This window comes from Candidatus Protochlamydia amoebophila UWE25, assembly GCF_000011565.2.
In the GTDB taxonomy this organism is placed as follows: Bacteria; Chlamydiota; Chlamydiia; order Chlamydiales; family Parachlamydiaceae; genus Protochlamydia; species Protochlamydia amoebophila.
The window spans coordinates 1,651,085-1,663,801 of the sequence record NC_005861.2; the positions used below are offsets into that span (position 1 = coordinate 1,651,085).

The 12,717-nt window shown below is 34.9% G+C and carries 8 protein-coding genes; 4 read left to right on the plus strand and 4 right to left on the minus strand.

Annotation, left to right across the window (positions count from 1 at the left end):
- Positions 1-101: 101 nt before the first annotated feature.
- A complete protein-coding gene (locus tag PC_RS06545) occupies positions 102-3,479 on the plus strand; it encodes a RasGEF domain-containing protein (RefSeq protein WP_044045120.1) in 3,378 nt (1,125 codons plus the stop codon).
- 183 nt (positions 3,480-3,662) lie between these two features.
- Here the strand turns inward: PC_RS06545 and PC_RS06550 are convergent, their stop codons facing one another.
- Together PC_RS06550 and PC_RS06555 are read right to left on the minus strand one after the other, a co-directional pair.
- A complete protein-coding gene (locus PC_RS06550; protein WP_011175913.1) occupies positions 3,663-4,988 on the minus strand; it encodes a sigma-54-dependent transcriptional regulator in 1,326 nt (441 codons plus the stop codon).
- Positions 4,989-5,012: 24 nt separating this feature from the next.
- Complete coding sequence (locus PC_RS06555; protein ID WP_052278673.1) at positions 5,013-6,287, minus strand: two-component system sensor histidine kinase NtrB; 1,275 nt, start codon at positions 6,285-6,287, stop codon at positions 5,013-5,015.
- A gap of 757 nt (positions 6,288-7,044) precedes the next feature.
- Here PC_RS06555 and rpsD point away from each other — a divergent pair.
- From rpsD to PC_RS06570, 3 genes are all read left to right on the plus strand, one after another.
- Positions 7,045-7,665 carry a 30S ribosomal protein S4 gene (gene rpsD / locus PC_RS06560; RefSeq protein WP_011175916.1) on the plus strand — a complete coding sequence of 207 codons (621 nt, stop codon included), beginning with the start codon at positions 7,045-7,047 and terminating at the stop codon, positions 7,663-7,665.
- A gap of 90 nt (positions 7,666-7,755) precedes the next feature.
- Entirely contained in the window at positions 7,756-8,004 is a 249-nt protein-coding gene (gene yidD / locus PC_RS06565) for a membrane protein insertion efficiency factor YidD (RefSeq protein ID WP_011175917.1), read from the plus strand.
- Positions 8,005-8,108: 104 nt separating this feature from the next.
- A complete protein-coding gene (locus tag PC_RS06570) occupies positions 8,109-9,233 on the plus strand; it encodes a glycosyltransferase (RefSeq protein ID WP_044045128.1) in 1,125 nt (374 codons plus the stop codon).
- A gap of 241 nt (positions 9,234-9,474) precedes the next feature.
- On the opposite strand, the gene PC_RS11640 is transcribed toward PC_RS06570, so the two are convergent.
- Both PC_RS11640 and PC_RS06580 read right to left on the minus strand, forming a co-directional pair.
- Positions 9,475-10,920 (minus strand): LysM peptidoglycan-binding domain-containing protein, encoded by a 1,446-nt coding sequence (locus PC_RS11640; protein WP_044045130.1) that lies wholly within the window; start codon positions 10,918-10,920, stop codon positions 9,475-9,477.
- A gap of 13 nt (positions 10,921-10,933) precedes the next feature.
- Positions 10,934-12,709, minus strand: a complete 1,776-nt coding sequence (locus PC_RS06580) for a phosphoenolpyruvate carboxykinase (GTP) (protein WP_011175920.1) — start codon at positions 12,707-12,709, stop codon at positions 10,934-10,936.
- Positions 12,710-12,717 lie beyond the last annotated feature (8 nt).

Below are 12,717 nucleotides of genomic sequence, written 5' to 3' on the forward strand. Positions count from 1 at the left end.
ATTTATTATTAAAACTAATTTAATTAATTTAATAATAAAAAAATAAATTATATAATTAAATTTAATTAATTTAGTTAATTATTAGTTTTTTAGGGGGATAAATGAATAATGACATGAATCCTACTCACCAAGTACAAATTCCAACCTTGTCAAACATTGAAAAAAATCTCCTAGTTCAACATAAAATCTCGATTAAAACTTCTGAATCTACTCCAAACACAGGAATTATTTCTTTTGGAGAAAAAACATTTTATGTCCGACTAGTTAATCCTAACCTTTCTCTTCAATCCACAGATTTGGAACATTTGTCTGGCAAAGTGGCTATTATGTTACTAAATAAACAACTCCTAAACGGTGAATTTGCAGGTGCTCGTATTAATCAAAAAGGAATTCAAAACTTAGAAGGGCAACAAATTGCTACTTTTGCCGAGAAAAACGACCCTGCTCAAAAAATGTATGCAGAACTCTGCGATTATGTAAGTCAAAATGTTTTCAACCAGGCCCCAGCCAATTCCTCCGCCTCACAATCGGAAGAGGCTAAACCTTCAAGTAAGTGGGTAAAAGCTTCTCCTAGTTCTAATATAAATAGAGACCGTTCAAAAGTAGAAGAGTCTTCCCCAAAAACGACAGTAAAAGAAATGAATTCTCACCAACAAGCATTTTTTGAAACAGTTCGACTGGCTTATAGTAAAATTAGTGATAACTTTGCTAAAGCTATTCAAAATCCGAATCAGGTAGAAGCTCGGCAAAGCATAGAAAACGAACTAAAATGGATCGATAAAAAATTAAAAGATATTGTAAATGCGCACAATTTTCCGGGTTTAGAGGGAAAAGGTGTTGAAAAAATAGCTGTCATGTGGGCTGAACAACTGGATTCTCTTAAAATTCAATTACAAGATCAACTAAAGGCATATGAAAATGCAACATCAAGTCAAATAGCTGACAAAAGCTTATATAGACAAAATTTTGATTCTTTAATAAGTGTCACAAATGAACTGAGTACCAAACAAAAATCACATAAACTTTCAATGAAAAATGGACATCCTCAATTAGTTGAAAGACAAATCGGTCTTAAAGTTCGAAAAGGAACAAGTGAAACTGCTCAAAAAACTGCTGAACAAGTGATCTCCCAATTAAAAATATGTTTAGACCAAAATCTTTTTTATCAAAATGATATTCCTCAACTAGAAAATTTAAAAGCGAATCTTCTAAATCAACTTTATGTTTTAGATAAATCAGCAAAGATTAAAAGTGAATTTGACGCCGTTTTCGCCCAAATTGATCAAGCTAAAGCATCTTTTCCACGCCAAGAGACTTATATTGAAAAGATAGAATCTGCTTTAGCTAACGAAGGTAAACCTTTAACGATGGAAACATTGGTTCCTTTCCTTCTTCAATTAGATCAAAATCAATTAAGGCAAGATTTTTTATTTGGAGCTGGATGGATGAATTTTATTAAAAAAGATGATGGAAGTAATATTGAAATACTCTCAAAGGCATTAATAGATGTTTTTAAAAAGCATGCAGAACTTGAAAAGCAAGCCAAAACTGATGGAAATCCTTTATACGCTCTCAATTCACAAGTTGTTGAAGAAAAAAAAGTGGTTTTAGATTTTGCGGTTCAACTCGTCAAACGAGGAATAGTAAAAAAAGAAGCCTTTCATGAGCTATTAGAACTTGCTCAAAAGGACACAAATCAAACAATTCGAGAAAATCAATCAGGTAAATATGCTTTAGCTCTTAATTCTGTTCTGACAACTCCAAGTAATTCCCCAATTGATGTTGTCTCTCAAATGCAAGTTGCTAATCCTGCAATTAACCTTTCCGAGCAATTTTCTGCTTTGGCAAAAGGAAAAATGAGTTCAAAAGAAGAAAAAGAATTCATTTCCGCATTCATGAGTGATTTAAATCATGCTTCTACTGCAATTTTTAAAGCAATTCAACCAGAAGAATTTCATGGACTCAAATGGAATAAAGGAACTGCTGAGGATAAACGAAATAATGCTCCAAATATAACAACAAATATTGCCTTTTTTAATCAAATAGCTAGATTTGTCGGTCAAGAGATTCTTATGAATCCTACTTATTCTTCAAAAGATCGCATGAGGGTTTATGGGGCCTTCGTCAAAATGGCAGATCGCTTTGCGAATGGCGACCCTAGGAACTATGAAATGACAACAGCAATCATAGCAGGATTAAATGCAGCTCCCGTCTTTAATACTATGCAAAAAGAGTCTATTTCAAATGAGATTAAAGCTACACTGAACAAACTTCAAACCCTTTTATCAACAGATTTTAATTCTAAAGCACTTAGAGATGCCTATAAAGGCCTTCAAAGTAAAGCAACTCCTTATATGCCAAAAACAGGAGTTTATCTAACTGACTTTACATTTCTTGACGAGGGTAATCCTGAGACAAAAAGTGATGGTATTTCATTAAACTTGAAGAAATTAAAACTTTTAGGAGAACAACAAAGAAGAATTGAAAATGAGGCTCAAGCTTTACCGCTAAATCAAAATCTCAATTTCAATATTATAGGACAAATTTTACAATCTAAATTACCTTCAGAAGATCAACTATATGCGAGGAAAGAGGAAATTCATCCTAGAACTAAAGCAGGCTCAATTTCTCAAGCAGATAAAAAGAAAACAAGTTCTGAACCCACTTCACAACAAATTGCTTCCTTTCTGGTCAATCATCAATCCGAATCCACATATGGCGCTTTAAAAACATTTTTTAATACAAGAGGAAATATTTTAATTCTAAGAGATGGACATCTTTTTGCTGTTCCTAGTCAGGATTTGAAACTAAACAAATATATCCATAAACAAGAAATTTCCAACGCCCTACATGTTACAGCAGAAATTGTGTTTGAACTTGCTAAAAAAGGAGAAAATAATATCCCAGGTTCAACAGATGATCGATTAATTTTATTATTGAGCCGTTTAGCAGGAAGAGAACCAACAAAAACCATGATAGAAAATGACCCTAAACTTAAAGTGATGTTTGAAGCATTAGATAATTTTGCTGCCTTCCGAGATCAAATAGTCGAAAGACAGAAATGGTCTGATTTCTTTGAAACTCCAACTTTTTTAAATGCCTTTCAACAACTTAATCCTAATCACGAAATAGAAATTTACACAGAAAATAGCAAAATTAAAGCCAAAGATTATCAAAAAGAAGTTATTGACCATTATCGAAAAAATTATGCAAAATTTAAAGCCGATTTTGATCAGATCATGAAAGGTGATATCCATTCAGAATCAATTCGTGAACAACTTAACCAATTAGAAAAATTTGCTAAACTCAATCTCTATCCTTACGCAGAAATGATGAACGACTTAGCGAAAGAATTAATCAAAGACAATGCCATTCGAAACAATATTCAAATGGATAATACCGAAAAACAAGCGATAAAAGATGAATTTGTCAATGGTAAGTTAACTGAAATCGAAGCTCGCTTTAAAGCCTTTAAATAGAGGTTTACTGGAATTAGCCATTTGAAGAATGAATAAAAATTTAAATCTGCCTTCCATCACACAGGCAATAGAGAAAGAAAAAAATAGAATTTCATTCCTCTCAGCCTTCTCCGCTTAGCTTTGTGGAAAAAATTAATTTGCCTGTAAACAAAATGTCTCAATTAAATCATCATTTTGTAGTGACTAGACAAGTTTGTATTCTTCAAGTTTATCTCGTAATACTTTAACGCTAATTCCTAGTGTTTCTGCTACTTTTGTTCTATTTTGATGCATTTGCAACGTTTCTACAATTAACTGTTTTTCTAGTTCTTGAATAGTTTTTCCTGCCATGACATTCACCCCAGGTCCCTCTAAATAAAGATGATCGCCTTGAATAATTTTGCCCGGATCCATGACAACCGATCGTTCAACGACATTAGCAAGTTCTCTAACATTTCCAGGCCAACGATAAAGGAGTAATTTTTTTTGTGCGCTCTCACTTAATTTTTTCTTCTCGGTATGATTTTCTTGGCAAATTTTCTCGATAAAATGCTCAGCTAATGGAATAATATCTTCTTTTCTTTCTCTTAATGGTGGAAGATAAAGTGGAACAACATTTAAACGGTAGTAAAGATCTTCTCGTAAATATTTGTTTGCAATAGCTTCTTTCACATCACGATTGGAAGTAGAAACCAAACGGACATCGACTTTAATAGGCTTTGCTCCCCCAACTCTTTCAAATTCTTGTTCTTGCGTTACACGAAGAAGCTTTGATTGCAAAACAAGAGGAATTTCAGTCACTTCGTCCAAGAGAAGCGTTCCTCCATTTGCTAACTCAAAGCGACCCAGCCTTTTATTAGCTGCTCCTGTAAAAGCTCCTTTTTCATGCCCAAAAAATTCTGATTCTACTAAGGTATCAGGCACTGCCGCACAGTTAACTTTAATAAATGGTTGATTAGCTCTTGGAGAACTATAATGAACGAGATGCGCAATCACCTCTTTTCCAGTTCCGGTTTCCCCATTAATAAAGACACTGGCATTACTTTTAGCAATTCTTTCAATATCTTTTAAAACTTGCTGCATTGCAGGGCTTTCAGCAATTACATGACGAGAAGAGCTCACCCCAATTTGTTGCCGCAGGTATTGATTCTCTTCGACTAATACCACGTGTTGATTGGCCTTTTCAATATTAGCCATTAAACTTTCTAAGGAGAACGGTTTAATGATGTAATGAAAAGCTCCTAATTTCATCGCATCTACAGCATTTTCAATTGTTCCAAAAGCTGTCATCACAATAACCAGTGTTTGGGGAGATAGTTCTTTAATTTTTTGAAGAACATCAATACCATTCAATCCAGGCATTTTCATATCTGTGATAACCATATCAAAAGATTGCTCTTGGACAATTTTAATAGCCTTTTCCCCATTTTCTGCGGCAATGGCTTCAATTCCTTTTCGTTTCAGAGCTTCTGTAAGAAAGTTTCGCATAATCAATTCATCATCAACAATTAAAATTTTTTCAATGGTCATAATTTTGCCCTTACATTGAATGATTTATTGAACGACTTTTAAAGGAAGTTTGATAGTAAAAGAAGTTCCATTACCAACTTCAGATTTTACTTCAATTGTTCCTTGATGCGCCTGAATAACTTTTTGAACCTCTGCCAACCCTAAACCAGTCCCTGTTTCTTTGGTTGTAAAAAAGGGGGAAAAGATTTTATTTAAATTTTCTTTAGAAATTCCAATTCCTGTATCAGAAATAATGATGACGACTTCATCTTGCATTTTTTCTACCGAGACAGTAATTTTTCCGCCTTGCGGCATCGCTTGCATAGCATTAACCAACAAATTTAAAATTGCTGATTTTAATAAAGGAGGATCTATTGAAAGGACAAGATCTGGTAGATGAGTATTGAGATTGAATGAGAATGAAGCGTTCCAACTCACGTCAGCTTGTAAAAGAAGTCCGATTTCTTCTAAGTAAGTTTTCAAATTGACATGTTCAAAACGAGCTTGAAAGGGTCTTGTATATGTTAGAATACTTGATACAAAATGATTTAGACTATCGGTTCCTTCGATAATATGATAAGCCATTTGTTGAAGTTCGGGTCGATCTGCTAAATCTTGCTGAAGAAGGGTGGCAAATCCTTTAATACCCCCTAGAGGATTTCGAATTTCATGAGCTAAATGAGCCGCCATTTCTCCTAATTCTTTTAGACGACTGTATTGATTAGCCGCTTGCTGCAAACTTCTAACTTCTGTGATGTTACGAATTAAAATTAAAAGTCCTTGAACAGGAGGGGAAGAAGGTTGCCGATGATCTAATGGAAAAGAGTGCTCGCTCATCGAAACAAAAGTCGGTTCAATTTCTAATTCAACTTTTAAATCATTTTCTAAAGCTCGTGTCACAAAACAAATGCGAGGACAAGTTTTTGTTTGTAAAACTTCCTGAATAGAAAATCCAAAGGCCATATCTTCAAAACAATCACTAAATGAATGAAAAAGAAGCCGACTGGCCTGCACTTTCAAAATTTCTTCCGTTTTTGTATTACAAGTCGTAATAATTCCATTAAGATCAACAAAAAGGATTCCTTGTGAGATATGGTTAAGAATTGTTTCTAAATAACGCGTGACAAAATCTAATTCTGCTAGCTTTCCTGAATGTTTCGTATGTGACTCTTGCAAACTTTTTTGAACACTTTTAAACTGCTCTTGCAAACTTTGATAAGCAAATTCTAATCGTTCTGTTTCCAAAGAAAATTGCTTAAAAGCCTGCCCCATTCGCACATCTTCTTTTTCTTCCATTTTAAACTCTGATCGCTCTGCCATCTATTCTCACCGTTAAAGGACCTTCACATAACGCAATATATAATCTACGCAATAGGCTATCTATAAAGCCAAAGTTCGGGTTATAAAACATTTCACTTCATTTTTTCTACAGGATTAATAAAATTTATTTTTAAACATTAAAAATAAGATCTAAGCCATGTGATAAGCTGCCAATTTTATTCTCTGAAAGTTGGAATAAACATTATTAACTCCAACTTTTTCAACTTCAAATTATTCTATCCATATTTTTTCTAAACAAACAGATACTATGAAAAGCCAGAGCCACTGCTACTTTTGCAGCTAATTGAAAAATTAAGAATTGCATCACTATTGACAAAAGCATTTAGAAGATTGCCTTTATATAATTGATAAAAGAGTTTTTTACGTCCTCCCCTGTTCCTATATTCCTTATTTGCTATTTTTTCACCCAAAGTTTTAAAAAATTGCCTGCAAAGGTCAGTTCTATCCGATTATTTTTTACGAACACTTTTTTAACTTGTCAATTAACAAAAGCAATAATTATGGAAAATATATATAAAAACATCTATTTTAAATGTAATTATATCTATATTTTAATTAATTAATTTAATTGACATCAACTAATTATTTTGATTAATAAAAAACATAAAAACACTCTTATTTCTTAAAAAATTTGAAAATATTTAATTCTGATTGCAAAAAAATCATTTCTTTTGTCATAATTCGCACTTGCGATCATTAAAACCATCGGTCGCACTCGAAATCGTTAGGAGAACAAATGGCTCGTTATACAGGTAGCAAAAATCGTATTGCCCGACGTTATGGTGTTAATATATTTGGGCGCGCACGCAATCCTCTTCTACATAAGCCAAATCCACCAGGCGTACACGGTGCTCGCCGGCGTAAAAAGTCTGACTTTGGCCTTCAACTAGAAGAAAAACAAAAACTTAAAGCAATCTATGGAATGTTGAGTGAAAAGCAATTAGTAGCTTATTACAAAAAAGCACTTCGCTTAGAAGGTAATACAGCTAGTCATTTTGCCGAAATGCTAGAATGCCGACTCGACAACCTTGTTTATCGTTTAAAATTTGGCCACACAATTTTTGCAGCTCAACAGCTCGTTGCTCACGGTCATATTCTTGTCGATGGAAAAAAAGTTGACCGCCGTTCCTTCCAAGTCAAACCTGGAATGGTGATTTCTATTAAGGAAAAATCACGTAAAATCAAAATTATTGCAGAAGCGTTAGATAATCCAGCACGCTCTGTTCCGGAATATCTTTCATCTGATAAAGAGCATTTTTCTGGACAGCTTCTTGCTAAACCAATACCTGAACAAATGCCTTGGCCGATTGAAATTAGTCTTCCAGTTATTTGTGACTTCTTAGCCCATTCGACCTAAGAAACGCAATTAACAACACCCACTCCTTTGTTTAAGGCGACTACTTGTAGTCGTCTTTTTGTTTACATAAGGTAAGTTATTTAAGTTGTCATGATTAAAAAACTATTAATCTATTTTGTTCGCTTTTATCAATATACCTTAAGTCCCTTACTCGGACTAACTTGCCGCTTTTATCCCACTTGCTCTGAATACATGATTCTTGCTTTACAAAAACACGGAGCCATGAAAGGAGCTTATTTAGGAGTAAAACGCATTTGCCGTTGTCACCCTTGGAATCCGGGCGGTCATGATCCAGTTCCTGAAAGCACCATTCTTTCTAAGGAAAAATCGGTTAAATAAAATCGATTTCTACAGTTGATTAGAGAAATTATCTCAACGATGGACTTGATATAATACTGTATGTTATTTAATTGAGTTTTGGATTTATCAATTGGAAAATGTTTATGCATTCTTCTCCTCTAGTCAGCATCCTTATCCCTGTTTTTAACCAAGTTCCTTTTATCTTTGAAGCTCTCAATAGTGTTTTACAACAAACTTATCCTAATTTCGAGGTTTTGATCGTCGATGATGGATCAACAGATGGCACAGCATCTATTTGCCAAGAATTCTGTCAAAAAGATTCTCGCTTTCAATATTTATATCAAACTAACAAGGGCCCCTCTGCTGCTCGTAATCGAGGAATTGCGGCTTCGCATGGAGAGTACTTTTGCTTACTTGATGGAGATGATAAGATGGATTTTCAAAGGATTGCCGTTCAATTAAAGGTTTTAACAGAAAATCCTACCCTTGATATTGTTTATACTGCCCTTCTTTTAATCGATAGCAATGGCAGTACAATCGGAGAAATGCATGGACAAGAAATCAATCCAGAAAATTTTTTAGCCACACTTCTTTTTCGAAATGTCATTCCAGGGCCTAGTACAATTATGGCCAAACGAGAATGTTTAACTTCACATCCTTATCATGAACATTTTGTTCATGCGGAAGATTATGAGCTCATGATTCGGTTAGCTCATTTTTATCGATTTCAATATATTGACCTTCCTCTAACATACTATAGAAGACATCTAAATAATCTTTCTAATCATTTAAAAGCTCACCGACAAGCGGAATTAAAGGTAATTCAACAATATACCCAGTCGAAAATTGAAGCGATTGTTGATCAAACTTCTTTCCCTAGTGATGAAAAGACTTTGCTAAAAGGTAAAATTTTATTTAATCAAGAAAGGTTTCCTCAAGCTTTGTTTTATTTTCAACAACTCAACGACTCTTTTTCTCGATTTTATGAAGGAAATTGCTTTGTAAAATTACAAGATAGGAAATCTGCAAAAAGCGCTTATGAACAAGCCCTTCTCTTAGATACAACAAATGCGGCTTGCTATAACAACTTAGGAAATATTTTTGCTCAAGGTCAACAATGGCAAGATGCTCGATTTTGTTGGGAAAAAGCCCTTTCTCTTAAACCTGGTTATTTAGATGCCAAAGAAAATTTAGATTATTTTAAACAATCTTTTGAGTGGCGTTATACATGGAGAGAGTTGAGGAGGGATTTGCTAGTTTATCATTGATAAATTTGCTCCGGTATTTGCAAATATAAAAAAATTGATGCAATTTGACAATTTCTAATGATTTTACTTCTAATATAGGATCAACTGGAAAAAATAAAAGTGCAACCATGTTTGATAATTTCTAAATCTATTTTTTTACAAGCCTGTTATTTTGCTTTAATAGCTTCTCCCATTTATTTTTTTCCTAATTCTCTCCTTAATTTTCTTAAAAATTCTCTAAAAAATCGAAATTTCTTAATTTTTAGGGAATTTTTAAGACAGTTCCTGGACGGATGGCATCGGATGATAATTGATTGTGCGTTCTTAAAACATCTACTTCAACGCTAAATTGTTTGGCGATTTTCCAAAGGGAATCCCCATCTTGTACAGTATATAAACGCTGTTTTAGGTAGGGTGAAGGTTGGCTGGATGAAAATAATAATGTTCCTTTTTTGGGGGCATCTTTAGTAACCATTGTTGTTATTAAAGAATTAGAAGGTTTTGTTGCATTTTTAAGAGTAGTTTTTGGTGTCGAAGCAACGGTTTTTTTATTTTTCTTTTCGGAAACATTCTCTTTAGTTAAAGCCTTTAAAGGTGATACGGTCTCTACAAGTTTAGAAACAACGGAAATATCCTGACTTTTAGTTTGAGGTTCTTTTTTTTGAAGGGGTAATTGATCAGGCAAAAAACGAGCTAAGGCGATTTCATAGTTCCAGGAAATAGGCGCTTCTCCTTCATAAGCATAAAGGGCTGCTGCTGCATATTTCCAAACATTAGCGCTGCGAGGACTTCTAAGCATTTCTTTAGCAAATCGAACATTCGTTTCTGTCTTATTTTTTAAAAGTTGCAAAAGAAGGATGACTTGAGCATCTGTCAATTTTTTTATTGCAAAGTCAAAGTCTGTTTTGACAAGAAATGAGGCAGCTGAAGAAGATCCTAATTGGATATAATCTAATAAAAACTTATGTCGGCGTGCATCAGACAAATCATGCTTTTGCCTTTGCTGTTCAACAAATTTTTTGAACTCTTCCCAATCGCTTTCTACCAGGATATCTAAAATATTTTGTTTAGAAAGAGATGTCTCAAGCCGATTAAACAAAATTTCTACAGTCCAAAATTCTGGTGTTAAAAAAAAAGCTTCTGCAAGAGATGTGTCCATTAAGGAGTCTTTTTTTTGTGTTTTCAGTAATTTAAATAATCCTTTGGAAGTCATGGGCCATTGTTCAGTTTTTGCAAAATGGATAATTTGGTCATATTGCTGTTGAGTCAAGTTAGGGTAGACCGTCAAAATCAAAGGAGGTTCTGAAGGGTGCAGTTTCCATACAAATTCCCTTTTTTGCTGAGGTTGGGCTTGTCGTGGTAATGCACGTAATAAATCAAAATCGTGAAAAGTGACAAGACAAGCAAGCGCTAAATCCCTTTCGGCATAGCCGTTTTCTATCACAGAGTGATGCTCTAAACGGCTGATTAATTCCCAATAAGGAAGTTTAAAAAGATGTGTAATCACCTCAGCAATCCCCTTTTCATCAGTAAGGGAAATTTGCCTGGATCCTTCAATGGGTTTAAGTTCACAATAAGGAGTTGGAGGCCTTTCTCGCATAACCCAATAAGCTAAAAAGCCGAGGACTCCAATATTTAATGCACCACTTATCATTAAAGCTTGGCTTAAACGTCTGATTTTTTTAAGAGGAGAAGGATCAAGGGACATCATTTAAATTCATTTATCCATTAAAGCGATCTTTTAATTGCTGCCATTCTTCCTGAATGGCTTGAGGAAGTTTATTCCCAAAACGGGTAAAATAGTGTCTAATCTCTTGTATTTCTTTTTGCCAAGCTTCTCGATCTACTTGAAGAAGTTTTTCCATCACTTGAGGTTTGAGAACAAGCCCTTGCGTATCAATTGATTCTTCGGTTGGCAGATACCCAATCGGTGTTCGAATGGCTTGACCTTTGCCGGAAGTGCGTTCAAAAATCCATTTTAACACTCGACAATTTTCTCCAAAGCCAGGCCAAAGATAATCCCCCTTATCTCCTTTTCTAAACCAATTTGCGTAAAAAATTTTGGGTAGCTTAACCCCCTTTTTTAGGCCCATTTTCAACCAGTGATTAAAATAATCTCCCATATGGTATCCACAGAAAGGAAGCATTGCAAAAGGATCATGACGAAGCTTACCCACTTCTCCTGTGGAAGCTGCTGTCGTCTCAGAGGAAATAGAAGCGCCTAAAAATGTTCCGTGCTGCCAATTAAAAGCTTCGCAAATTAAAGGGATGGTATGTGAGCGTCGTCCGCCAAATAAAATTGCAGAGATGGGAACACCCTTAGGATCTTCCCATTTAGAATCAATAACCGGACATTGTTTAGCGGCAACTGTAAAACGAGAGTTAGGATGAGCTGCTTTTTCTTTAGATTGAGGTGTCCATTCATGCCCTAACCAATTGACTAGATGCTGAGGAGGCGTTTCTGTCATCCCTTCCCACCACACATCTCCTTCATCTGTCAATGCTACATTAGTAAAAATAACTTGACGATCAATTGTTAACATGGCGTTGGGATTTGATTGCATGGCTGTTCCGCTTGCTACACCAAAAAAACCAGCTTCTGGATTAATCGCGTATAACTGCCCATCTTCCCCAAATTTCATCCAAGCAATATCATCGCCAACTGTTTCAATTTTCCAACCAGGTAAGGTGGGTTTCATCATAGCTAAGTTTGTTTTTCCACAAGCACTGGGAAAGGCAGCCGCTAAATATTTTTTTTCTCCTTGAGGATTTGTTATACCTAAGATCAACATATGCTCTGCTAGCCATCCCTCATCACGAGCCATCACAGAAGCAATTCGCAAAGCATAACATTTTTTTCCTAAAAGAGCATTTCCTCCATAACCACTTCCAAATGACCAAATTTCACGACTTTCAGGAAAATGAACAATATATTTATCTTTAGAACAAGGCCACGGGACATCTTTTAAACTATCTTTCAAAGGCATTCCGACGGAATGAAGACAGGGAACAAACTCTTGAGTTGGTAATAATTCTTCCACTTGTTTACCCATGCGCGTCATTAATCGCATATTACAGACGACGTAGGGTGAATCAGTAATTTGAACTCCTAAATGAGAAATCTTAGAACCTAAAGGACCCATACTAAATGGAATCACATATAGCGTCCTTCCCTGCATTGAACCTTTAAAAAGGGTCCGCAAAGTTTGTTTCATTTCTAAAGGTTCACGCCACTGATTAGTAGGTCCAGCATCTTCAGAATTTTTAGAACAAATAAACGTTCTATCTTCAACTCTAGCCACATCATGGGGGTCTGAGCGGCATAAATAACTTTGAGAACGTTTAGCTGCATTTAATGGGATCAAAGTTCCTTTTTTAACCATTAAAGCGCATAAATCTTCGTATTCTTTTTTAGACCCATCGCAAATATGCACAATTTGAGGTTGACAAAGTTCAGCGATTTCTTGAATCCAAGGTTTTAATTCTTCATATTTCATGCTGAAAA